This is a genomic window from Klebsiella sp. NPDC088457 (assembly GCF_044900465.1).
In the GTDB taxonomy this organism is placed as follows: domain Bacteria; phylum Pseudomonadota; class Gammaproteobacteria; order Enterobacterales; family Enterobacteriaceae; genus Klebsiella.
The window spans coordinates 1-24645 of the sequence record NZ_JBJDNH010000009.1 but is presented as its reverse complement, the minus strand read 5'-3'; the positions used below and the strand labels follow the sequence as shown (position 1 = coordinate 24645).

At 56.7% G+C, this 24645-nt stretch carries 19 protein-coding genes, 1 rRNA gene and 1 pseudogene; 14 read left to right on the top strand and 7 right to left on the bottom strand.

Translation table 11 applies throughout. The features are described 5' to 3' along the window. Window positions 1-208: 208 nt before the first annotated feature. The 9 genes from ACI2JR_RS07605 (at window position 209) to pepE (ending at window position 7682) form a co-directional block, all read left to right on the top strand. On the top strand, window positions 209-1162 hold the full coding sequence (locus tag ACI2JR_RS07605; RefSeq protein ID WP_132730328.1) for a sugar-binding transcriptional regulator: 954 nt from the start codon (window positions 209-211) through the stop codon (window positions 1160-1162). Between the two features lie 67 nt (window positions 1163-1229). Then, window positions 1230-2033, top strand: coding sequence for an SDR family oxidoreductase (locus tag ACI2JR_RS07600; RefSeq protein WP_462478255.1), 804 nt, complete (start codon window positions 1230-1232; stop codon window positions 2031-2033). A 9-nt stretch (window positions 2034-2042) separates the two neighbouring features. Continuing rightward, window positions 2043-2450, top strand: a complete 408-nt coding sequence (locus ACI2JR_RS07595; RefSeq protein WP_462478254.1) for a mannose/fructose/sorbose PTS transporter subunit IIA — start codon at window positions 2043-2045, stop codon at window positions 2448-2450. Then, a complete protein-coding gene (locus ACI2JR_RS07590) occupies window positions 2450-2944 on the top strand; it encodes a mannose/fructose/sorbose PTS transporter subunit IIB (RefSeq protein WP_462478253.1) in 495 nt (164 codons plus the stop codon). The genes ACI2JR_RS07595 and ACI2JR_RS07590 overlap by 1 nt, the downstream gene beginning before the upstream one ends. 91 nt (window positions 2945-3035) lie before the next feature. Then, complete coding sequence (locus tag ACI2JR_RS07585; RefSeq protein ID WP_132730332.1) at window positions 3036-3833, top strand: PTS mannose/fructose/sorbose transporter subunit IIC; 798 nt, start codon at window positions 3036-3038, stop codon at window positions 3831-3833. A gap of 11 nt (window positions 3834-3844) precedes the next feature. Continuing rightward, complete coding sequence (locus tag ACI2JR_RS07580) at window positions 3845-4669, top strand: PTS system mannose/fructose/sorbose family transporter subunit IID (RefSeq protein ID WP_132730333.1); 825 nt, start codon at window positions 3845-3847, stop codon at window positions 4667-4669. Between the two features lie 74 nt (window positions 4670-4743). Beyond that, window positions 4744-5973: an L-sorbose 1-phosphate reductase gene (gene sorE, locus ACI2JR_RS07575; RefSeq protein ID WP_462478252.1), complete on the top strand. Its 1230-nt coding sequence runs from the start codon at window positions 4744-4746 to the stop codon at window positions 5971-5973. Then, a complete protein-coding gene (locus ACI2JR_RS07570) occupies window positions 5966-6778 on the top strand; it encodes a shikimate 5-dehydrogenase (protein ID WP_462478251.1) in 813 nt (270 codons plus the stop codon). The genes sorE and ACI2JR_RS07570 overlap by 8 nt, the downstream gene beginning before the upstream one ends. A gap of 214 nt (window positions 6779-6992) precedes the next feature. Further along, window positions 6993-7682, top strand: a complete 690-nt coding sequence (gene pepE / locus ACI2JR_RS07565) for a dipeptidase PepE (RefSeq protein WP_462478250.1) — start codon at window positions 6993-6995, stop codon at window positions 7680-7682. A 95-nt stretch (window positions 7683-7777) separates the two neighbouring features. On the opposite strand, the gene ACI2JR_RS07560 is transcribed toward pepE, so the two are convergent. Both ACI2JR_RS07560 and metH read right to left on the bottom strand, forming a co-directional pair. Then, window positions 7778-9409, bottom strand: a complete 1632-nt coding sequence (locus ACI2JR_RS07560) for a Na/Pi cotransporter family protein (protein WP_132730337.1) — start codon at window positions 9407-9409, stop codon at window positions 7778-7780. Between the two features lie 232 nt (window positions 9410-9641). Further along, complete coding sequence (gene metH / locus ACI2JR_RS07555) at window positions 9642-13325, bottom strand: methionine synthase (RefSeq protein ID WP_132730338.1); 3684 nt, start codon at window positions 13323-13325, stop codon at window positions 9642-9644. Between the two features lie 195 nt (window positions 13326-13520). On the opposite strand from metH, the gene iclR reads away from it, so the two are divergent. Both iclR and ACI2JR_RS07545 read left to right on the top strand, forming a co-directional pair. Next, entirely contained in the window at window positions 13521-14348 is an 828-nt protein-coding gene (iclR, locus tag ACI2JR_RS07550; protein WP_462478249.1) for a glyoxylate bypass operon transcriptional repressor IclR, read from the top strand. 16 nt (window positions 14349-14364) lie between these two features. Beyond that, complete coding sequence (locus ACI2JR_RS07545) at window positions 14365-14787, top strand: ASCH domain-containing protein (RefSeq protein ID WP_462478248.1); 423 nt, start codon at window positions 14365-14367, stop codon at window positions 14785-14787. On the opposite strand, the pseudogene aceK reads toward ACI2JR_RS07545, so the two are convergent. The 4 genes and pseudogenes from aceK to metA all read right to left on the bottom strand — a co-directional run bounded on the left by aceK (window position 14725) and on the right by metA (window position 20717). Further along, window positions 14725-16537: pseudogene (gene aceK / locus ACI2JR_RS07540) on the bottom strand (bifunctional isocitrate dehydrogenase kinase/phosphatase). The gene ACI2JR_RS07545 and the pseudogene aceK overlap by 63 nt on opposite strands. Before the next feature lie 49 nt (window positions 16538-16586). Next, window positions 16587-17891 (bottom strand): isocitrate lyase, encoded by a 1305-nt coding sequence (gene aceA / locus ACI2JR_RS07535; RefSeq protein WP_462478247.1) that lies wholly within the window; start codon window positions 17889-17891, stop codon window positions 16587-16589. Window positions 17892-17925: 34 nt separating this feature from the next. Next, on the bottom strand, window positions 17926-19527 hold the full coding sequence (aceB, locus tag ACI2JR_RS07530) for a malate synthase A (protein WP_462478246.1): 1602 nt from the start codon (window positions 19525-19527) through the stop codon (window positions 17926-17928). Between the two features lie 260 nt (window positions 19528-19787). Continuing rightward, window positions 19788-20717: a homoserine O-acetyltransferase MetA gene (gene metA / locus ACI2JR_RS07525; RefSeq protein WP_132730343.1), complete on the bottom strand. Its 930-nt coding sequence runs from the start codon at window positions 20715-20717 to the stop codon at window positions 19788-19790. 390 nt (window positions 20718-21107) lie between these two features. On the opposite strand from metA, the gene ACI2JR_RS07520 reads away from it, so the two are divergent. The 3 genes from ACI2JR_RS07520 to ACI2JR_RS07510 are packed head-to-tail and all read left to right on the top strand — an operon-like array spanning window position 21108 to window position 24449. Next, window positions 21108-22220, top strand: a complete 1113-nt coding sequence (locus tag ACI2JR_RS07520) for a mandelate racemase/muconate lactonizing enzyme family protein (protein ID WP_462478245.1) — start codon at window positions 21108-21110, stop codon at window positions 22218-22220. 59 nt (window positions 22221-22279) lie between these two features. Continuing rightward, the gene (locus tag ACI2JR_RS07515; protein WP_462478244.1) at window positions 22280-23650 is read left to right on the top strand and encodes an MFS transporter; all 1371 of its coding nucleotides are present in this window, start codon (window positions 22280-22282) and stop codon (window positions 23648-23650) included. A 52-nt stretch (window positions 23651-23702) separates the two neighbouring features. Next, a complete protein-coding gene (locus tag ACI2JR_RS07510) occupies window positions 23703-24449 on the top strand; it encodes a Crp/Fnr family transcriptional regulator (RefSeq protein WP_462478243.1) in 747 nt (248 codons plus the stop codon). Window positions 24450-24557: 108 nt separating this feature from the next. On the opposite strand, the gene rrf is transcribed toward ACI2JR_RS07510, so the two are convergent. After that, window positions 24558-24645 (bottom strand): 5S ribosomal RNA (gene rrf, locus ACI2JR_RS07505); the annotation flags it as partial.

Below are 24645 nucleotides of genomic sequence, written 5' to 3'. Positions count from 1 at the left end.
GCCTGGCGAAAATAAGCAGAATCAAACGATTAGCTTAAACGGCACAAACGTGCCATCTCCCGACCGCCCCATAAGCAAATGTGCAAAATAAACCACCAGCCAGAGCGGGTGAAATGGGCGAAAATTGCTTTGTCGTCCGCGACTGATGGGGTTATATCAGATCAAGAGAGCAAGAATGTCATTTGCACAAATGTGCAGGAGCCCGAAGATGGCGATCGAAAACAGCGACGATATCCGCTTAATCGTAAAAGTTGCCCAGCTCTATTATGAGCAGGACCTGACCCAGGCGCAGATTGCTCGCGAACTGGGTATTTACCGCACCACTATCAGCCGCCTGCTGAAACGCGGCCGCGAGCAGGGTATTGTCACTATCGCCATCAACTATGACTACAACGAAAATCTGTGGCTGGAGCAGCAGCTGAAGCAAAAATTTGGCCTCAAAGAGGCGGTTGTCGCCTCCTGCGGCTCCCTGCTGGAAGAGGACCAGCTGAACACCATCGGGCAACATGGCGCTCAGTTGGTCGACCGCCTGCTTGAGCCGGGCGATATCATCGGTTTTTCCTGGGGACGCGCGGTCCGGGCGCTGGTCGAAACCTTGCCGCAGGCCAGCCAGTCGCGGCAGGTCATTTGCGTGCCGATTATCGGCGGCCCCTCCGGCAAACTGGAGAGTCGCTATCATGTGAACACGCTGACCTACGGGGCGGCGGCCAGACTCAAGGCCGAGTCGCATCTGGCGGACTTTCCGGCGCTGCTGGACAACACCCTGATTCGCAACGGCATCATGCAGTCCCAGCACTATCAGACCATTTCCTCCTACTGGGAAAATCTCGACGTCGCCCTGGTGGGGATCGGCTCACCGGCGATTCGTAATGGCGCTAACTGGCATGCGTTTTATGGTAGTGAAGAGAGCGACGATCTCAATGCTCGCCACGTCGCCGGCGATATTTGCTCACGCTTTTATGATATCAACGGCAGCGCTGTGGAAACCAATATGAATGAAAAAACGCTCGCCATTGATATCGCCAGATTAAAACACGCGCGTTATTCCGTAGGTATTGCCCTTGGCGAAGAAAAATACACCGGTATTATTGGCGCATTACGCGGTGGTTATATTAATTGTCTGGTAACGAATCGAGAAACCGCAGAGCGATTACTGAAGTAACAGTCTTTTTCTATTTACGCAGCGGGCGCTGCGCGGGATCCTTTTATCTGAAAATGAGATGACTATTATGCAAACGTGGCTAAATCTGCAAGACAAAATCATTATTGTGACCGGAGGCGCGTCGGGAATTGGTCTGGCGATTGTCGACGAGTTATTAAATCTCGGGGCCAATGTCCAGATGACCGATATTCACGGCGGCGACAAATATCAGAATAGCGATCGCTACCAATTTTGGCCAACGGATATCTCCAGCGCCAGTGAGGTTAACCACACCGTAGAACAGATTATTCAGCGTTACGGGCGAATTGATGGATTGGTCAATAATGCCGGGGTGAATTTCCCGCGTCTGCTGGTCGATGAGAAAGCGCCTGCGGGTCGCTACGAGTTAAATGAAGCCGCCTTCGAGAAAATGGTCAACATCAACCAGAAAGGGGTTTTCTTCATGTCGCAGGCGGTGGCGCGGCAGATGGTGAAACAGCGCGAAGGCGTCATTGTTAACGTCTCATCGGAAAGCGGGCTGGAAGGTTCGGAAGGCCAGAGCTGCTATGCCGCGACGAAAGCGGCGCTGAATAGCTTCACCCGTTCCTGGTCGAAAGAGCTGGGGAAACACGGCATCCGCGTCGTGGGCGTTGCGCCAGGCATCCTCGAAAAAACCGGGCTACGCACGCCGGAATATGAAGAGGCGCTGGCCTGGACCCGCAATATCACCGTCGAGCAGCTCCGCGCGGGATATAGCAAAAATGCCATTCCAATCGGTCGCTCCGGCCGTCTGAGCGAGGTAGCCGACTACGTCTGCTATCTGCTGTCAGAGGGTGCCAGCTATATAACCGGAGTAACCACTAACATTGCCGGCGGGAAAACCCGCGGCTAAGGAGCCAACATGGTGAATGCTATCTTCTGCGCCCACGGTCAGCTGGCCGGCGCCATGCTAGATTCGGTACGCATGGTATATGGCGATGTCAGGGTCAGCGCGGTGGCGTTTGTGCCGGGTGAGAATGCCGGGGACATCGCCGCGAAGCTAGAAAAGTTAGTAAGTGCTCACAGCACTGAAGAGTGGCTGATTGCCGTGGATTTACAGTGCGGCAGCCCATGGAATGCCGCCGCCGGACTGGCGATGAACAACCCGCGCCTCAAGGTCATCAGCGGCCTCTCTTTGCCGCTGGCGCTGGCGCTGGTGGACAACCAGGAGACCATGAGCGCGGAGGCCCTATGCGACCACCTGACCACCATCGCCAGCCAGTGCTGCGTCGTCTGGCGGCAGCCGGAAACCATTGAGGAGGATTTCTGATGAATATCACGCTCGCCCGTATTGATGACCGGCTGATCCACGGTCAGGTCACCACCGTCTGGTCAAAAGTGGCTAACGCCCAGCGCATTATTATCTGTAACGATGAGGTCTATAACGATGAGGTGCGGCGGACTTTACTTCGTCAGGCCGCCCCGCCGGGGATGAAAGTCAACGTCGTTAATCTCGAAAAAGCGGTTGCCGTTTATCACAACCCGCAATACCAGAATGAGACCGTTTTTTACTTATTTACTAATCCCCAGGATGCTTTAACGATGGTCCGCCAGGGGGTGAAAATTGCCACCTTAAATATTGGCGGGATGGCCTGGCGACTGGGTAAAAAACAATTAACCAAGGCGGTATCCTTAGATGAGGCAGATATTCATGCATTTCGCGAACTGGATAAATCAGGGGTGAAGCTGGATTTGCGCGTCGTCGCATCGGATCCGTCGATCAATATTCTGGATAAAATAGCTGAACAATCCATTACCGAATAAAAATAGCGCCTGTATTAATCTGCGCGCCTGAAAGACGCGGTTATTAATGCCGTAACAGGCAGGGATTCGTATACCCTCAAGGTGACATATTATGGAAATAAGTACCCTACAAATCATCGCCATATTTATATTTTCCGGTATTGCCGGGATGGGCAGCGTACTGGATGAGTTCCAGACCCACCGTCCATTAATTGCCTGTACCGTGATTGGGTTAATCCTTGGTGATTTAAAAACCGGGATTATGCTCGGCGGCACTCTGGAGCTGATCGCGCTCGGCTGGATGAACGTCGGCGCCGCGCAATCGCCAGATTCGGCGCTGGCAAGCATTATTTCAGCCATTCTGGTGATTGTCGGCCAGCAAAGCATTGCCACCGGCATCGCCATCGCGCTACCGGTCGCGGCGGCAGGCCAGGTGTTAACCGTCTTCGCCCGCACCATCACCGTGGTCTTTCAACACGCGGCAGATAAGGCTGCGGAAGAGGCGCATTTCCGCACGATCGACATGCTGCACATCTCGGCGCTGGGCGTCCAGGCGCTGCGCGTCGCTATTCCGGCGCTGGTGGTCTCGCTGTTTGTCAGCGCCGACATGGTCAGCAGCATGCTGAACGCCATCCCGGAATTCGTCACCCGCGGCCTGCAAATCGCCGGAGGGTTCATTGTGGTGGTGGGTTACGCCATGGTCCTGCGCATGATGGGCGTGAAATATCTGATGCCCTTCTTTTTCCTCGGTTTTCTCGCAGGAGGCTACCTCGATTTCAGCCTGCTGGCCTTCGGCGGCGTGGGCGTCATCATCGCGCTGATCTACATCCAGCTGAACCCGCAATGGCGCAAGGCCGAGCCCCAACCAACCGCCGCCTCTTCCACTGCCCTTGACCAACTTGACGACTGATGGAGCCCATTATGGAACCGAAAAAACTGACGCAAGGCGACCTGGTGAGCATCTTTCTGCGCTCCAACCTGCAGCAGGCCTCTTTCAACTTTGAACGCATCCACGGTCTCGGGTTTTGCTACGACATGATCCCGGCGATCAAACGGCTCTATCCGCTGAAAGAGGATCAGGTAGCGGCGCTGAAACGCCATCTGGTGTTCTTCAACACCACCCCCGCCGTCTGCGGACCGGTGCTGGGTGTGACGGCGGCGATGGAAGAGGCGCGCGCTAACGGCGCGGCCATCGACGATGGGGCAATCAATGGCATCAAAGTTGGGCTGATGGGGCCGCTGGCGGGGGTCGGCGATCCGCTGGTCTGGGGCACCTTACGCCCGATCACCGCGGCCCTCGGCGCTTCGCTGGCGCTCTCCGGCAACATCCTCGGTCCACTGCTGTTCTTCTTTATTTTCAATGCGGTGCGTCTGGCTATGAAATGGTATGGCCTGCAGCTCGGCTTTCGCAAGGGGATCAATATCGTCAGCGATATGGGCGGCAACCTGCTGCAAAAACTGACCGAAGGCGCCTCGATTCTGGGCCTGTTCGTGATGGGCGTGCTGGTTACCAGGTGGACCACCATCAACGTGCCGTTGGTGGTATCGCAAACGCCGGGCGCCGATGGCGCCACCGTCACCATGACCGTACAGAACATCCTCGATCAGCTCTGCCCCGGCCTGCTGGCCCTGGGCCTGACGCTGCTGATGGTGCGCCTGCTGAACAAAAAAGTTAACCCGGTCTGGCTGATCTTCGCCCTGTTCGGCTTAGGGATTATCGGCAATGCGCTGGGCTTCTTGTCCTGATTATTCAGCCCCGGCGCTGCCGGGGCGACTTCAACAAGCTAACCCCGACAGATAAAGGGGATGAGGTGGTAAACATGAAAACAACGGCTTTACGTCTTTACGGTAAACGCGACCTGCGCCTGGAAACCTTCGAGCTACCGGCCATGCAGGATGATGAGATCCTCGCCCGCGTGGTGACCGACAGTCTGTGCCTCTCTTCCTGGAAAGAGGCCAATCAGGGCGAAAATCATAAGAAGGTGCCGGACGATGTGGCGGTCAATCCGATCATTATCGGCCATGAATTCTGCGGTGAAATCCTCGCGGTGGGGAAAAAATGGCAGCATAAATTCCATGCCGGGCAGCGCTACGTCATCCAGGCGAACCTCCAACTGCCGGATCGCCCTGATTGCCCCGGCTACTCCTTCCCGTGGATCGGCGGCGAAGCCACCCACGTGGTGATCCCCAACGAAGTCATGGAGCAAGATTGCCTGCTTAGCTGGGAGGGCGAGAGCTGGTTTGAAGGTTCGCTGGTTGAACCGCTCTCCTGTGTCATTGGCGCATTCAACGCCAACTATCACCTGCAGGAAGGTACCTACAACCACACCATGGGCATCCGGCCGCAGGGCCGCACGCTGATCCTCGGCGGTACCGGCCCCATGGGGCTGCTGGCGATCGACTACGCCCTGCATGGGCCGGTCAACCCTTCCCTGCTGGTGGTGACCGATACCAACAAACCGAAGCTGAGCTATGCCCGTCAGCATTATCCGTCAGAACCGCAGACGCTCATTCACTACCTGGACGGGCACGATGCCGGACGCGAGACGCTGATGGCGCTAACCGGCGGCCACGGCTTTGACGATATTTTCGTCTTCGTGCCGAAAGAGGAGCTGATTACCATGGCCTCTTCGCTGCTGGCCCCCGACGGCTGTCTGAACTTCTTTGCCGGCCCGCAGGACCAGCAGTTCAGCGCCCCAATCAACTTTTACGATGTCCACTATGCCTTTACTCATTACGTGGGTACCTCCGGCGGCAATACCGATGACATGCGCGCCGCCGTGGCGCTGATGCAGGCGAAAAAAGTGCAGACGGCGAAAGTCGTCACCCATATCCTTGGGCTCAATGCGGCGGGGGAAACGACTCTCGATTTACCGGCGGTCGGCGGTGGTAAAAAGCTGGTGTATACCGGGAAATCTCTGCCTCTGACGCCCCTTGGCAAGATCGCCGACCCGGATCTGGCGGCGATCGTGGAGCGCCACCATGGGATCTGGTCCGCGGAAGCGGAGCGCTATCTGCTGGCCCATGCCCCGGACATTGCCCATGATTAATCGCGAAACGCAGCTCTGTATGTCGCTGGCCGGCCGCCCGGGTAACTTCGGCACCCGTTTTCACAACTACCTGTATGAGAAACTGGGGCTCAATTATCTCTACAAAGCCTTTACCACACAGGACATCGCCGCCGCGGTAAGAGGCGTTCGGGCGCTGGGTATTCGCGGTTGCGCGGTATCTATGCCGTTTAAAGAGAGCTGCATGCCCTTTCTTGACGCCATTGACCCTTCGGCCAGGGTGATTGACTCGGTGAATACCATCGTTAACGACGACGGCAGGCTGACCGGTTTCAACACCGACTATATTGCGGTGAAGAGCCTGATCGACAGCCACCGGCTGGATAGCGCCGGCAAAGTGATGATCCAGGGCAGCGGCGGTATGGGCAAAGCGGTCATCGCCGCCTTTCGTGACGCCGGCTTTCGCGATGTGGTTATCGCCGCCCGCAATCGTGACAGCGGCCTGGCGCTGGCCAGACAGTATGGCTTTCAGTGGCAGCCGCAGCCGGATGGGATCCCGGCGGATGTTCTGGTCAACGTCACGCCGTTAGGCATGGCGGGCGGGGCGCATAGCGCCACATTGTCCTTCAGCCCGGCGATGGTGGATCGGGCCAGTATCGTCTTCGACGTGGTCGCCCTGCCGCCAGAAACGCCGCTGATTCGCCTGGCGCAGCAGCGGGGAAAACACCTCATCAGCGGGGCGGAAGTCATCGCCTTGCAGGCGGTGGAACAATTCGCCCTGTATACCGGGGTACGCCCGGATGCGGCGCTGGTCACTGAAGCCGCGGCGTTTGCTCGTACGGAATAAACCGAGGCGCCAGGGAAGGCGCGTTTTCGTTTAGCCTCTGCCGGAATCCCCACATGGTGTTCGCCGCGCCCCCTCACTCTTCCCCTTCGCCACGCGATAAGCCAGGTTCCCTGACGCCGCGACCTTGCAACAGCGTGAGCCATATCAGCAAGCGCGCAGGCAAGCGGTGGTAGGATCCGCAACCGACTCTGTAACCTGGCTAACTGGAGAAAAGATGGAACTGCTGTTATTGAGTAACTCGTCGCTGCCGGGCAAAGCATGGCTGGAACATGCGCTGCCGCTGATTGCCGGACAGCTAAATGGGCGCCGTTCCGCGGTGTTTGTCCCCTTTGCCGGGGTGACGCAAACCTGGGATGACTACACGGCGAAAGCCGCCGCGGCGCTCGCTCCGCTTGGCGTTTCAGTCACCGGCATCCACAGCGTAGCCGACCCTGTCGCGGCCATTGAGACGGCCGAAGTGGTGATTGTCGGCGGGGGGAATACGTTTCAGCTGCTGAAAACCTGCCGCGAGCGCGGGCTGCTGGCGCCGATCGTCGATGTTGTTAAGCGTGGCGCCCTGTACATCGGCTGGAGCGCGGGCGCTAACCTCGCCTGTCCGACCATCCGCACCACCAACGATATGCCGATTGTCGACCCGCAAGGTTTTGCTGCGCTGGGCCTGTTCCCGTTGCAGATCAACCCGCACTTTACCAACGCCCTGCCGGAAGGACATCAGGGTGAAACCCGTGAACAGCGTATTCGCGAACTGCTGGCGGTGGCGCCGGAGCTGACGATTATAGGTTTGCCGGAAGGCAACTGGATTCAGGTGACGCAGGGGCACGCGACGCTCGGCGGCCCGAACCCAACGCTGGTATTCCGCGCCGGTGAGGAAGCGGTGGCCCTGAAAGCCGGGCATCGCTTTTAACCACAGAGGGATCGATTCCCGGCGGGCGGCATTAGCCAGCGCCGGGCTATCGACCCTTGCCCCGGTCAGGCCGCGCGCCCGGGAAATCCTGCGCCTTAATATTCATCGCGATCGTCATCTTCATCCGGCTGCTCCATCACGCTATATGCCACCGAACAGAACAGCGAGTTCAGGCGCTTCATATCGCCAAGTAATCCGAGGTGCAGCGAGCTGGTCTCAATACTCTGCACGTTCTGCTGGTGCAGACGATCGACGTGCGCGTGCGAGTAGCGCCGGTTCATAATGCGGAAACGGTGCTTGTTACGACGCAGACGGCGGGCGCTCGGCACGTCGCTGGAGAAAAAGACCGACATCGCCAGCTGCAGGTTGCTAAGCAGCTGATCGTATAGCCCATCGAGCTCTTTAAGCCCTTCGACGGAGAAGGCGCGCCGCGCCGCCAGCGATTTATCGGCGATTTCGCTGCCCATTCTCTCCACAATATCGGAGGCCTGCTCCAGGTTGAGCGCCATTTCGATGATCTCCGCCCAACGCCGGGATTCCTCTTCCGCCAGCTCATCTTTCGGCATCCGCGCCAGATACAGCTTGATCGCGGTATAGAGCACGTTGATGTCGTCCGCCAGCCGGCGCAGCTCTTTCTCCTCCCGCGGCTCACCGTGCATCACCTTGCGCAGACCGTTCAGCATCTGCTCCATGGCATCGCCGATACGCAACGTTTCGCGCGCGGCATTCGCTAACGCCAACGCGGGGGTATCCAGCGCCGACGTGTCCAGATGCTTAGGCTTAAGATGGAGGTCCAGCTCTGGATCTTCGCGAATCAGACGTTTGCAGAGCCTGGCCATCGGTTCGGCAAAGGGGACCATCGCCACGCAGCGAATCAGGTTGTAGAAGACGTGGAAGTAAATCACCAGCTCCGATTCCGGTAACGGCATCCGGTGCATCGCGTTCGCCAGCACGTGCACAAACGGCAAAATAATCAGGCTGCCCACCAGCTTGAACAGCAGGCTGCCCAGCGCGACACGACGGGCGGACGCGTTGGCGGCACCGTTGTTGATCATCGCGAGGATCCCCGAGCCGAGGTTGGCGCCAATGACCAGACACAGCGCGACCGGGAACGAAATGACCCCGGTTGACGTCAGCGTGGCGGTGAGCAGCACCGCCGCCAGGCTGGAGTAGCTGATGATGGCGAACATGGCGCCAATCAACGCATCCAGCATAATATCGCCGGTCAACGAGGCGAAAATCACCTGAACGCCGTTGGCCTGGGTGATGGGGTGGACCGCCTGCACGATCAGTTCCAGGGCGAGTAAAATCAGCCCCAGCCCGATCCCTACCCGCCCCAGCTGGCCGGCCCGCGTCTGTTTGCGGCCGAGGAAAAAAATCACCCCGATAAAAATCAGCAGCGGCGACAGCCACGACAGGTCGAAGGTCAGTACCCGCGCCATCAGCGCGGTACCGACGTCGGCGCCGAGCACTATCACCAGCGCCGGCGTCAGCGCCACCAAATCCTGGGCGACAAACGACGTCACCAGCATGGTGGTGGCATTACTGCTCTGGACCAGCGCGGTGACGCCTATACCGGCGCAGAACGCGAGCGGTTTTTTCTCAACGCTACTACTGAGGACGGCGCGCAGACGCGCGCCAAACACGCGCATGACGCCGGTACGAACGATATGGGTGCCCCAGACCAGCAGGGCGACAGCAGAAAGCAGATGCAGCAGAGTTAACACGGATTGTTGTTCTCCTTATTACCCGACGGATAAATGCCGATAACCCCGTCCAGGATTCCCCCGGCGGCGCTGCGCTTAGCCGGGCTACATAGTCCGGGGCAATCTCAGTCAGAGCAGATCGTCCTGAATCAATACCCCAGTATAAGGGTTTAGCAGCAATAAAGAGACAGGGCGCCCACAGAGCGCCCGCGAAGTTGTAAGTTAAGATGACAGATTTGTGACAGGCCGCGATTTAGTCCGCGTCGTACCCCAGATTGGGCGCCAGCCAGCGCTCCACCTCGGCGGGGGTCATGCCTTTACGCCGGGCATAATCCTCCACCTGATCGCGCTGTATTTGCGCCACCGCGTAGTACTTGCTGTCGGGATGACTGAAATACCAGCCGGAAACCGAAGCGCCCGGCCACATGGCGAACGATTCGGTGAGTTTCATCCCGGTATGTGCTTCGACATCCAGCAGCTCCCAGATGACCGCTTTTTCCGTGTGCTCCGGGCAGGCCGGATAGCCCGGCGCCGGACGAATCCCCTGGTAGTTTTCGCGAATCAGTTCCTCGTTGCTGAGGTTCTCATTCGCCGCATAGCCCCAGTAGACTTTACGCACCCGCTCATGGAGATATTCGGCAAAGGCTTCGGCCAGGCGGTCGGCAATCGCTTTCACCATGATCTTGTTGTAATCATCGTGCTGGGCATCAAACGCCTCCGCCAGCGCGTCTTCCTCCAGCCCGCCGGTGACCGCAAAAGCGCCGAGATAGTCGGCTTTGCCGCTGAGCTTCGGCGCCACGAAATCGGCGAGGCAGTAGTTGGCGAAGCCGACTTTCTCGGTCTGCTGACGCAGATGATGGCTGACCGTCAGCACATGGGTACGGGTTTCATCGCGATAGATTTCAATATCATCCCCCACCCGGTTAGCCGGGAAGAGTCCCACCACGCCGCGCGGATTCAGCGTCTTCTCTGCGCTCAGTTTATCCAGCATGTCGTTAGCATCTTTGAACAACCGCTGCGCCTCTTCTCCCACCACCTCATCTTCCAGAATGCGCGGATACTTCCCGGCCAGCGACCAGGTCATAAAGAACGGCGTCCAGTCGATATAGTTACGCAGGGTTTCGATGCTGGCTTCAACGCTCTGCACCCCCAGGCGGTGAGCGACCGGCGGCGTATAGCTTGCCCAGTCAAAGGCCAGATCGTTCTCGCGGGCGGCCTGTAATGTGACCGGCGGCGTACGCGGCTTCTTGCGTCCATGCTGGATGCGCACGGTTTCGTACTCTTTACGGGTGCGCGCGACAAAATCGTCGTGCTGCGTCGCGGAGAGTAACGCCGAGACCACGCCCACGGTGCGCGAGGCGTTCTGCACGTAAACCGTCGGGCCGCTGTAGTTCTGCTCGATTTTGACCGCCGTATGGGCTTTCGAGGTGGTCGCGCCGCCAATCAGCAGCGGAATAGTAAAGCCCTGGCGCTCCATCTCTTTCGCCACGTTCACCATTTCGTCCAGCGACGGCGTAATCAGCCCGGAAAGACCAATCAGGTCGGCATTCACTTCGCGGGCGGTTTTGAGGATCTTATCCGCCGGGACCATCACGCCCAGATCGATGATTTCGTAGTTATTACACTGCAGCACCACGCCGACGATATTTTTGCCGATATCGTGCACATCGCCTTTAACGGTCGCAATTACCATCTTGCCGTTGCTGGAGCCCTTTTCCTTGCTGGCTTCAATATACGGTTCCAGATAGGCCACCGCCTGCTTCATCACGCGGGCCGATTTGACCACCTGCGGCAGGAACATTTTGCCCTCGCCGAACAGATCGCCAACCACGTTCATGCCGTCCATCAGCGGGCCTTCGATAACTTCAATCGGCCGGGCGGCCTGCTGGCGCGCCTCTTCGGTATCCAGCTCGATAAACTCGGTAATGCCTTTCACCAGCGAGTATTCAAGACGTTTTTTCACGTCCCAGCTGCGCCATTCCGCCTGCTGAGCGTTGGCGGAGTCGTCCGTTTTACTGCCGCGATATTTTTCCGCCAGCTCCAGCAGACGCTCGGTCCCCTCATCGTGACGGTTGAGGATCACGTCTTCGACGGCATCGCGCAGCTCGGCTGGCAGATCGTCATAAATGGCCAGCTGACCGGCGTTAACAATCCCCATATCCATGCCGTTACGAATGGCGTAGTACAGGAAGACGGCGTGAATCGCCTCGCGGACCGGATCGTTACCGCGGAATGAGAAGGAAACGTTGGAGACGCCGCCGGAAATCAGCGCGTGCGGCAGCTCGCGTTTTATGTCTTCACAGGCGCCGATAAAGTCCTGAGCATAGTTGTTGTGCTCTTCAATACCGGTGGCGACGGCGAAGATATTGGGGTCAAAAATAATATCTTCCGGCGGGAAGCCCACCTCTTCGGTCAGAATCTTGTACGCCCGGCGGCAAATTTCAATTTTACGCTGGCGGGTATCGGCCTGCCCCACTTCGTCAAAGGCCATGACCACCACGGCGGCGCCGTAACGGCGCACCTTCTTCGCATGCTCGACAAAGGCCTCGACGCCCTCTTTCATCGAGATAGAGTTGACGATGCCTTTACCCTGGATGCATTTCAGCCCCTTTTCGATGACATCCCATTTTGAGGAGTCGATCATAATCGGCACCCGGGCAATGTCGGGCTCGCCGGCAATCAGGTTGAGGAAACGCACCATCGCCGCTTCCGCGTCGAGCATCCCCTCATCCATATTGATATCAATAATCTGCGCGCCGCTTTCCACCTGCTGGCGGGCGACGTCCAACGCTTCGTTATACTTTTCTTCTTTAATCAGGCGCTTGAACTTCGCTGAGCCGGTCACGTTGGTCCGCTCGCCGACGTTCACAAACAGGCTGTCGTCACCGATATTCAGCGGCTCAAGCCCGGCCAGACGGCAGGCCACAGGAATTTCGGGAAGTCGGCGTGGCGCAAGCCCTTCCACCGCGCGGCTCATTGCTGCGATATGTTCCGGCGTGGTGCCGCAGCAGCCGCCGACGATGTTGAGGAAGCCTGACTCCGCCCACTCGCGAATCTGCGCCGCCATGGTATCGGCGTCCAGATCGTATTCGCCAAAGGCGTTGGGCAACCCGGCATTGGGGTGCGCGGTCACGTAGCATTCGGCAATCCGCGACAGCTCCTGCACGTACTGACGCAGCTCGTCTGGCCCAAGGGCGCAGTTCAGGCCGAAGGTCAGCGCATCGGCATGGCGCAGCGAGTTATAAAATGCTTCGGTGGTTTGCCCGGAGAGCGTACGCCCGGAGGCATCGGTGATGGTGCCGGAAATCATGATCGGCAGTTCCACGCCCAGCGCTTCAAACTCCTCTTTCACGGCAAAGATCGCCGCTTTGGCGTTGAGGGTATCGAACACCGTCTCAATCAGAATCAGGTCGACGCCCCCTTCCACCAGCGCTCTAGTGGACTCGCGGTAGGCTTCCACCAGACCATCGAAGGTAATGTTGCGGTAGGCCGGATCGTTGACATCCGGGGAGATGGAGGCCGTGCGGTTGGTCGGGCCGAGGACGCCCGCCACATAGCGCGGTTTTTCCGGCGTCCGGGCGGTCCACTCATCGGCGCAGGCGCGCGCCAGCTTTGCTGCGGCAAAGTTGATTTCCGCCGACAGGGATTCCATCTGGTAATCCGCCATCGCGATCGTCGTCGAGTTAAAGGTGTTGGTTTCAATGATATCCGCCCCCGCCTCAAAGTAGGCGTCATGGATGGCGGTAATCACTTCCGGCTTACTGAGCACCAGCAGGTCGTTATTGCCTTTCAGATCGCAGGGCCAGTCGGCAAAGCGCACGCCGCGGAAGTCCTGCTCACTCAGACGATAGCCCTGGATCATGGTGCCCATGCCCCCATCCAGAACCAAAATACGTTTTTTTAACTGCTGATGCAGTTGTTCAACTTTGCTGCTCACACTCGCTCCCGACAACGCTCAACCAGACCGAAAAACTCAACGAACCATACTGGCATAAAGCACAGTGGCGGGAAAGAGAACGGCGGACAATATGAGACATGTTCAGCTTCACTCCTCCGATCAGTCGGGTTGTGATTGCAAATCGGTCAAATAAAACGAAAACTATTTCCACGATACAGAAAAAAGGAATCTGCGATGGCTACCCCCGTTCCCGCTAAACGCGGCAGAAAACCCGCGACTCCCGCAGCGCCTCAGGCTGGCGGCCAGGTTCAGTCACTCACCCGTGGGTTAAAATTACTCGAATGGATTGCCGAATCTCACGGCAGCGTGGCATTGACCGAACTGGCCCAACAGGCTGGTCTGCCCAACTCCACCACCCATCGCCTGCTGACCACCATGCAACAGCTGGGCTTCGTGCACCAGGTCGGCGAACTGGGGCATTGGTCCGTGGGCGCTCACGCCTTTGTGGTCGGCAGCAGCTTTCTGCAAAGCCGCAACCTGCTGGCTATCGTCCACCCCATCCTGCGCCGGCTGATGGAAGACTCCGGCGAAACGGTTAACCTGGCGGTACTGGATCAGAGCGACCACCAGGCGATTATTATCGACCAGGTGCAGTGTACCCAGCTGATGCGCATGTCCGCGCCGATTGGCGGCAAACTGCCGATGCATGCCTCCGGGGCGGGAAAAGCGTTTCTTTCACAGCTCAGTGAAGAGCAGGTGACCAGCCTGCTGCACCGTAAAGGCCTGCACGCCTATACCCACGCCACGCTGGTCTCCCCGCTACATCTGAAAGAGGACCTGGCCCAGACGCGCAAGCGCGGCTACTCCTTTGACGATGAAGAGCATGCCCTCGGCCTGCGCTGCGTTGCGTCCTGCATTTACGACGAGCACGGCGAACCATTTGCCGCCATCTCGATCTCCGGCCCCATTTCCCGGATGACTGACGATCGCGTCACCGAGCTGGGCGCCCTGGCCATTAAAGCGGCGAAAGAGGTGACGCTGGCCTACGGCGGCAGACGTTAACAAAAAGGACACTGACATGGGCAAGCCGCTCGCGTTCTGGCAGGCAAAGTACCCGCAGGCTTTCTGCTGGTCATTTGGCGATTCGCCAGAAATGGCCGATGAACTGGTCGCACGAGTTATCGCCGGGAAAAAACGGGCCACCTGCTGCTCTTTCGCCAGCTATCAGGCCAATGAACGGCCGGTGACCCCCGGCGCCATGCATATCGTGCTTAACGGCGCGGGCGAAGCGGCCTGCGTGATACGTACCCTGGCGCTGCGGATTGTCCGCTTTCATGAAATGAGCGCCGAACTTGCCGCGCTGGAAGGGGAAGGCGATCTTAGCCTGTCATACTGGCAGCAGGCTCATCGCTCATTCTTTGAGCGGGAAGGCAGCTGGTCAGCCGATATGGAGCTGGTCTTTGAAGAGTTCGCGGTCATTGAGGTCATGGCCGCGCGCTAGCCGCAGCTTATCCGGCCTGCTGTCGTTCGCCGTAGCGCACGCAAAAGCGCTGGCGGCGGCGGTAGGCATAGACATCTTCCACATGACCGCTGCGAATTCGCGTCTGTAGCTCCCGCCAGTAGTCCGCACGCAGCAGGTCGGCATGCATCTCTTCGAGCAGCGGTCCGATCCGTGGGTCAGCGCACAGCCAGTGGCGAAACTCTTCCGGGAAGACATCTCCTGGCGCTACGCTGTACCACGGTTCGCTCGCCAGCTCATCTTCCGGGTAGCGCGCCGCCGGGATCTCGCGGAAATTCACTTCCGTCATGTAGCAAATTTCATCGTAGTCGTAGAATACCACCCGGCCATGGCGGGTCACGCCGAAGTTCTTAAACAGCATATCGCCGGGGAAGATATTGGCGGCGGCAAGCTGGCGAATCGCATTCCCGTACTCCTCCACCGCATCGCGCAGGGCCTGGCCCTCCACCTGTTCCAGCCAGAGATTAAGCGGCACCATTCGCCGCTCGATATAAAGATGGCTGATGGCGATACGATCGCCAAGATCGGTGATTTTCGCCCCCGCTTCCGCCTGTAATAACGCCATCAGCGGCGTAGAGATTTGCCGTTTATCCAGCACGAAGTTTTCAAACTCCTGGGTATCGGCCATCCGCCCGACGCGATCGTGCTCTTTTACCAGCTGATAGCAGGCGCGGACGTGGGCGGCGCTCATCTCTTTTTGCGGCGCGAAACGGTCTTTGATGACCTTAAAGACCCGGTCAAAGCCAGGGAGGGTAAAGACCAGCATCACCATCCCGCGGATGCCCGGCGCTTCAATAAACTGTTCGTCACTGCCGGCAATATAGTGCAGGTATTCGCGATAGCTTTCGGTCTTGGCATGCTTCTGGCAGCCAATGGCCATATACAGTTCAGCGGTAGTTTTACCAGGCAGGATCTCGCGCAGCCATTCTACCAGCGCGCCGGGCAGCGGGGCGTACACCATAAAATAGGAACGAGCGAAGCCAAAGACGATGCTCGCTTCGGCATGGGTGGTCAGGCAGGCATCAACAAACAGCTCGCCATCGTCGGTGCGATGGATAGGTAGCAAAAATGGCAGGGTCGCTACCGGCGTCACCAGTTTACCCACCAGCCAGGCGGCTTTATTACGATAAAAGAGTTCGTTCGCGATCTGCAGATGGGACCGGGAGAGCATCTCGCTACCCAGCGCTTCCTGCAGGCTGGCGCTGATGTAAGCAATATCGCGCGCCTTGTTTTGCCACGCCAGGCGCAGAGGTAAATCGGATAACACTTTGCTTAATAACGTCTCCCAGCCGCGCTCGGGGAAAAAATTTTTCGCCAGCGGCCGGGGAATAGAGCGGAAGCTGCGCGCCGGCTGCGAACTGAAAATAAACAGCCGCTCGGGTGTCAGCGAGCGGTGGTCAAATAACCGGCAATAGACGGAATTGAAAAAGCTCTCCGCAATTTCGAAGCGCGGATAATCCGGCAACAGATGAGTGTAGTGCTCCTTCACCCGCAGCAAAAAATCAACGTCGGTGCTTTTCCCTTCGGTGATGCAGCGCAGCTGCTCCACTACCAGGCCAACATGATGATCGTAGAGATGAATACGCTGCTTCATGGCCTGCTGCACGGCATGCCAGTCGGCCTGTTCAAAGCGCTGCTGCGCGCCTGAAGTGACTTCGAGAAAACGCCCGTACTGGGCGTCAAAACCCTGCAAAATCGTCTGGGCAATCAATAATTCCAGGCCACGCGTCATACCTTCCCCCTCACCCCGGCCCTCTCCCGGCAAGGGAGAGGGGGAAACATCAGAACTGCTCTTCTTCCGTTGAACCGGTTAACGCCGTCACCGAGGACGCGCCGCCCTGGATAATCGTCGTCACCTTGTCGAAGTAGCCGGTGCCCACCTCCTGCTGGTGAGAGACGAAGGTGTACCCTTGCCCGGCGGCGGCAAATTCCGGCTGCTGTACTTTCTCAACATAGTGCTTCATCCCTTCACCCTGCGCATAGGCGTGGGCCAGGTCGAACATGTTGAACCACATGCTGTGAATGCCCGCCAGGGTAATGAACTGATACTTGTAGCCCATATCAGACAGCGCCTGCTGGAATCTGGCGATGGTGCGGTCATCGAGATTCTTCTTCCAGTTGAACGATGGCGAACAGTTATAGGCCAGCAGCTTGCCCGGGAAGCGCGCGTGAATGGCGTCGGCAAAGCGGCGCGCCTGCTCAAGATCCGGTTTTGATGTTTCACACCACACCAGATCGGCGTACGGCGCATAGGCCAGGCCGCGGCTGATCGCCTGCTCGATCCCGGCATGGGTACGGAAAAAGCCTTCGCTGGTGCGATCGCCGGAGATAAACTCACGATCGTAGGGATCGCAGTCGGAGGTGATCAAATCCGCCGCATCGGCATCCGTTCGCGCAATAACCAGCGTTGGCACGCCCATCACATCCGCCGCCAGGCGCGCGGCTACCAGTTTCTGGATCGCTTCCTGCGTCGGTACCAGTACTTTGCCGCCCATATGGCCGCATTTCTTCACCGAAGCCAGCTGATCTTCAAAATGAACTGCCGCTGCACCGGCTTCGATCATCGATTTCATCAGCTCGAAGGCGTTGAGAACGCCGCCAAAACCGGCTTCGGCATCGGCAACGATCGGCAGAAAATAGTCGGTATAGCGCGGATCGCCCGGCTCAATTCCCGCCGCCCACTGGATCTGATCCGCGCGCCGGAAAGTGTTGTTGATCCGATCGACCACCGCCGGTACCGAGTTGGCCGGGTACAGCGATTGATCCGGGTACATGCTCGAAGCAAGGTTCGCGTCCGCCGCGACCTGCCAGCCCGAGAGATAAATCGCCTCAATCCCGGCCTTCGCCTGCTGCAATGCCTGCCCGCCGGTCAGCGCGCCGAGGCTGTTGATGTAGCCTTTTTTTGCTTCGCCGTGCAGCAGTCGCCACATTTTGGCCGCGCCAAGCTGCGCCAGCGTGCATTCCGGATTGACCGAACCGCGTAATTTCACCACATCCTCAGCGCTGTATGGACGGGTAATACCTTCCCAACGTGGCTGCGTCCACTCTTTGTTTAATTCTTCAATTTGTTGAGTACGGGTTTTCATATGCAGATGCTCCATAGGGTAACGAGTGGATGAATTACGCCAGCAGGCGGTAGCCAGGCAACGTTAAGAAATCAATCAGTTCGTCTGAGGTGGTGATCTGTTCCATCAGGAGCGCGGCATCGTCGAAACGCCCGCTGCTATAGCGGTGTTCGCCCAGCTCGTCCTGAATCACCATCAGCTCCTCCGCCAGCCACTGGCGGAATAGCGCCCTGGTGACCGGCGTACCGTCACTGAGCGTTTTCTGATGATGAATCCATTGCCAGATAGAGGTACGTGAAATCTCGGCGGTGGCCGCATCTTCCATCAGGCCATAAATCGGTACGCAGCCGTTGCCGGAGATCCAGGCTTCGATGTACTGCACCGCGACGCGGATGTTGGCGCGCATCCCCGCTTCCGTGCGTTCGCCCGCGCAGGGCGCCAGCAGCTGGTCGGCGGCGATCGGCGCATCCTCTTCCCGGCTGACGAACAGCTGGTTGGCATGTTCGCCAAGCACCCGATTGAAGACCGCCATTGCGGTGTCAGCCAGGCCGGGGTGGGCAATCCAGGTACCGTCGTGGCCATTGTTCGCTTCCAGCTCTTTATCCGCGGTAACTTTGGCGAGAACCTGACGATTGCGATCGGCGTCTTTACTGGGGATAAATGCCGCCATGCCGCCCATCGCAAACGCGCCGCGTTTATGGCAGGTCTTAATCAGCAGCCGTGAGTAGGCGCTGAGGAAAGGTTTATCCATGGTCACCACCTGACGATCGGGTAAAACACGATCGCCGTGGTTCTTTAACGTTTTGATGTAGCTGAAAATGTAGTCCCAGCGCCCGCAGTTCAGGCCGACGATATGGTCACGCAGCGCATGCAGGATTTCATCCATCTGGAATACGGCCGGCAGCGTCTCAATCAGCAGCGTGGCTTTGATCGTGCCGCGCGGCAGCGCAAACCGATCTTCGGTGTAGCTAAAGACTTCGCTCCACCACGCCGCTTCCTGCCAGGCCTGGGTTTTCGGCAGATAGAAATAGGGGCCGCTGCCTTTCGCCAGCAGGTTTTGATAGTTGTGGAAGAAATAGAGCGCGAAATCGAACAGGCTGCCGGGAATCGCCTCCCCGCGCCACGTCACATGTTTTTCCGGCAGATGCAGGCCGCGCACGCGACACACCAGCACCGCGGGGTTGGGCTTCAGCTGGTAAATTTTACCGGCCTCATTGGTGTAGCTGATGGTGCCGTTAACCGCATCGCGCAGGTTAATCTGGCCATCGATCACCTTGTCCCAGTCCGGCGCCAGCGAATCCTCAAAATCCGCCATAAACACTTTCACATTGGCATTGAGGGCGTTAATCACCATTTTGCGCTCAACGGGGCCGGTAATTTCGACCCGGCGATCCTGCAAATCGGCCGGAATACCGCGGATCGTCCAGTCACCATTTCTTATGGAATCCGTTTCCGAAATAAAATCAGGGAGCTTTCCGTCATCAATGGCCTGCTGTTGCTGGATACGCGCCGCCAGCAGTTTATTGCGCTCAGGCGTAAAGCGGCTCACCAGTTCCGTCAGGAATTCCACCGCCTCGGGCGTTAAAATCTGTTTTTCCTGCTCGCCATAGGGCCGGGTAAAGGCCAGTTCGTCAGTGATTGTCGCCTGTTGCGTCATGGTGTAGCTCCTATTGGTTGATCCAGTTGGCGCGGATGAACGATCGTTGTCTGGTTTTCGCTCAACACAATTAAGACTACTCAATAAATTTTCAAAATCAAAAACAATTTCCATTTTTAATTTAATATCAATTCAACATATTGATAACATTAAAATTAAAGTTAATATCAAACGTGAACTGAATTTCGGAAACAAAAAAGGCACCCGAAGGTGCCAGAGGCAAAATGCTGAAACGCTTTAGGATCGCGTTATCTGGAGGATTAATCCAAAGTCGGATTCATATTCCGCAGATCGTATGGCGTGATCTGGTAGACGTAATAGTTAAGCCAGTTCGCAAACAGCAAATTTCCGTGGCTGCGCCAGGTGGCACGCGGTTTGTTTTGCGGATCGTTGTGCGGGAAATAATTGTACGGAATTTCCGGACTCAAACCGGCTTCCACATCGCGGAAAAATTCACTGGCCAGGGTATTTGCATCGTATTCCGGGTGACCAGTAACGAACGCAATACGTTTGTCTTTGCTGGCAAACAGATAGGCATCGCCCTCTTCCGTTTCCGCGAGGATTTCTAAATCGGTATAGTCACGAATTAACGCGGCCGGGAAATCAGCATAGCGTGAATGCGGCGCGAGGAAGGAATCGTCAAAACCGCGGGTCAGCAGAGCATGAGGATGCAGAATGTGGTGTTCATAAACGCCAGAGATTTTTTCAGCGCGGGTCTGCTTAGGAATACCGTACAGAATATTGAGCGCGGCCTGTACCGCCCAACAGACAAAAAGCGTTGAGGTGACGTGATCTTTTGCCCACTCCAGCACCTGCTTGATCTGCGGCCAGTAGGCCACATCGTTAAACTCCACCAGACCCAGCGGCGCGCCGGTCACGATCAGTCCGTCAAAGTTCTGATCGCAGATATCCTCGAAATTACAGTAGAAGTTATTCAGATGCTCGCTGGGCGTATTGCGGGATTCACGCGCATCGATACGCAGAAGCTGGATATCAAGCTGCAGCGGAGAGTTCGATAGCAGACGCAGGAACTGGTTTTCCGTCTCGATTTTTTTCGGCATCAGGTTGAGGATGAGTACCTTCAGCGGACGAATTTCCTGGGTTGTTGCGCGCGTAGTGGTCATCACAAAGACGTTTTCATTACGCAAGAAATTGACGGCTGGCAGCTCGTCCTGCACCCGAATCGGCATAACTTTATTACCTCATAGCATACGTATAAACGTTTAGACATCCAGATAGCTAACAATAACCAGGAATAAATAAAATGTCGAGTCTGCACGTAGAAGGTGAAAAAGTTTCAACCCCATTCGGTTTAACGTGGCGAGACGTTATAGGGTTGACGGCCCGATCTGGGTCTATCCGTTACTGCTTAGCACAAGAATAAAAAAGATAAAAAGGCTATCCATCAGAACGGCCTTCCCCATCCCCGCCAGGAGGATGTGAGCAATTCGCGATCCGTATCAAATATTTTAATTAATCTCGCCAGCCGCCGGTGATGTGTAAACCGTTTGACAGCCTTCCCGAAAGACCATTGCTACATTGCGGCAATCCATCAGGTCTTACAGCGACAGGAAGCAAGCATGAAAATCACCAAACTGACGACATTTATTATGCACGTGCCGGTAACCAAAAATATCATCGGCGATTCTACACACCGCATTACACACTGGGGCATGCCCGGCGTCATGATTGAGACGGACAATGGTCTGGTCGGTTACGGTTATACGGGTACCCATGCTGATATCGCTACCGACAGATTGCTCACCACCATTATCAGCGATGTTTTCGGCCCGATGCTACTCGGAGAAGATGCCAATGAAGTTCGTTACCTGCACCGTAAATTATCCCGTAGTTCAACCAATATCTGGGTAGGACGCGGAGGATTGATGCAGATGGCGCTCTCCGCCATTGATATTGCGCTGTGGGATCTGAAAGCCAAGATGGTTGAACAGCCGCTGTGGAAAATTTTTGGCGGCTCACAGCACACTCGCGTTTCCGCCTATAACACCGATTGTGGCTGGTTAGTCAGAGAGACCGCCGAGTTGGTCGATGACTGTAAGAAGATGATTTTTGAAGAGGGCTTTAATGCCATCAAAATGAAAATCGGCAAACCAGACCCGCGAGAAGACCTCAGGCGGATTGAAGCCGTCAGAAAAGCGATCGGCGATGACGTCAATCTGATGGTGGATGCGAACGCCAGATGGGATATCAGCACTGCCAAACAGTATGGTTCACGGCTGGCTGATTTTGACATTACCTGGTTTGAAGAGCCGATGTGGCATGACGATGTATCCAGTCACCGCGCGCTGGCCAGGCATATCAGCACGCCTATCGCCCTGGGAGAACTACTTTATCATTTTGATTCTTTTAAAGAGTTTGTACTCGCTGGGGCCGTCGATTACCTACAACCAGATGCCACGCGCTGCGGTGGGCTGACGGCAGTCTGGGAAATTGCCGACCTCGGGCTGGCATTTAATCTGCCGGTGACACCGCATCACGGTGACATGATGCAAGCTCAGTTGCATCTGGTCATGGCGCACCCGGCCTGCTCGCTGCTGGAATTCATCCCCTGGACGCTGGAGTGTTTCGTCGATCCGGTAGAAGTGAAAGAGGGGTTCTATTCTCTCCCCACGGCGCCAGGCGCAGGCACCACGCTGCGGCGAGAAGCCCTTGATCGTTTCAGCGTCAGATAACCCTTACCGGTACATCGTCTGAACGACAAAAAATAATGACAAATACCAAGAGGTGAACTATGCCCGCCCCTACCGATCTTGATTTATCACAGGCAATACGTAAATCCATACGACGGATCATCCCGATGGTCACGCTGATGTTTATTCTGGCCTATCTGGATCGTTCAAATATCGGTTTTGCAAAACAAGAATTCCAGCTGGACACAGGGCTAAGCGATGCAGCCTACGCCTTTGGCGCCGGCATCTTTTTTATCGGTTATGCCCTTTTTGAAGTCCCAAGTAATATTCTGCTTTACCGCATTGGCGCCCGAGTGTGGCTGGCGAGGATCATGATCACCTGGGGTCTGGTCTCTGCGGCAATGATGTTTGCACATACCGAAACGATGTTTATCTTCTTACGTTTTCTGCTGGGGGTGAGTGAAGCAGGGTTCTTTCCCGGCGTCATTCTCTATCTGACTTTCTGGTTCCCGCAACAGATCCGCGCACGTGTTACCGGCTATTTTCTGTTTGGCGCACCGCTGGCCTTTATCATCGGCGGCCCGCTTTCCGGCTCACTGCTTTCTCTGGAAGGTACGACGCTGGCATTCGGCCTGCATGGCTGGCAGTTGATGTTCGTCGTCGAAGGTTTGTTGGCCTCAGCCGTCGGGATTTGGGTCTTTTTCTATCTGGACGATCGTCCTGACGACGCCAGGTGGTTAACGCAGCAAGAGAAAGCGGCGCTAAGCCAGACGCTTAATCATGAAGAGCAGATGAAACTGGCCCATGGTCCAAAAGGCGTATGGCAGGCCCTACTGGATGTACGCGTGCTCTACCTATGCCTGATCTGGTTCACCGTCCAGGTTTGCGGTTACGGGATCTATTTCTTCCTGCCAACCCAGATCGCCACTCTGATGGGCACGAAAGTCGGTCTGCTGGTTGGCTTTGTCACCGCGATCCCACCGTTGTGTGCCGCCATTGCGGTGTATTACGTGCCACGGATCGCCGAAAAACTGCAGGAACGCCGCTACGTTGCAGCTGTCACTTTCATGTGCGGAGCCGTGGGGATCGCGTTATCGGGTTTCGCTGAGAGTATACCGCTCATCGCGATTGTCGCCCTATGCGTTGCGGCTGCGGGACACCTTGCTATGCAGCCACTTTACTGGACATTTCCCTCATCGTACCTGGGCGGAGCAGCCGCGGCTTCGGGGATCGCCCTCATTAATTCAATGGGCAATTTAGGAGGCTTCGTCGCCCCAAATCTACGCGTCTGGGCAGAGCATTCCTTCAGCTCACCGCAGGCAGGGCTCTATTTCCTCGCGCTGGTCACGGCAGCAGGTAGCCTGATGATTCTGGCATTACGACGGTTTGGGATTGATAAAGCGCAGACGATACCCTCCCCGGCACACGCCATGAAATCCGGTGAGGCGACATATCTCCGTCACTCTGATTAATCGGAAATGATACAGTGCTGCGACAATAATCAACATCAGGACAGCAACAACGATGGTTAAGATATTGGCCGTAGCACAGGAGTCACATGAATGGAATCTTCAGCAGGATGAGATCCAGGCTATCCTGCTGACCAGTAGCTGGTTCCGGGCGCTACCTGATTATCTTAGTGGGCAGATGTTGTCCCGTGCCAGCTTTTATCAGTATGAAAACGGTGAGGTGATCCACTATCGGGGAGATGAATCACAGGCGCTGTATGCGGTCATTACCGGATCCGTCAAAGTCAGCTCCGTCTCAGCCGATGGCAAAGAGTGTATTTTTCGCTATCTTTCGCCCGGCAACTGGTTTGGTGAAATCGGTATGATTGACAAATCAGTCCGTACCCACGATGCCAGAGCGTTTGGCAAAACAATACTGCTGACGCTGAAACCGCGCGACGTGGAGTCGCTTTTGCAGCACTATCCCATCCTCCACCATTTTCTGGCACTACTGCTGTGTAAAGTGGTGCGCAACGCCTTCACGATGCTCCATGATAGCGCGCTTTTATCCGTCTCAGCCCGTCTGGCGAAACGTCTGGTGAGCCTGTCGGAAGGCTATGGCGAATGGCATGAGAAAGGCGTATTAATCAACCTTTACTTAACCCAGGACGACCTGGCAACCATTATCAATACCACCCGTCAGACCATTAATAAGCGTCTGGTTGCATGGGAAAAGTTGGGATGGATCGAGGCAAAATACGGCAAGATTTTAATCGTGAATATGAGCGCGCTCAGGCAACTCTATATCGATGAAGATGAATAGCCCAAGGGGAAGGCTTGCCTGAATGCGACTGTGCGGGAACGGTCAGATTTCCATTGGCTTAAAACGCAAAAAGCCCATCCGCGAGGATGGGCTTCTTACTGATTTGATGCCTGGCAGTTCCCTACTCTCACATGGGGAGACCCCACACTACCATCGGCGCTACGGCGTTTCACTTCTGAGTTCGGCATGGGGTCAG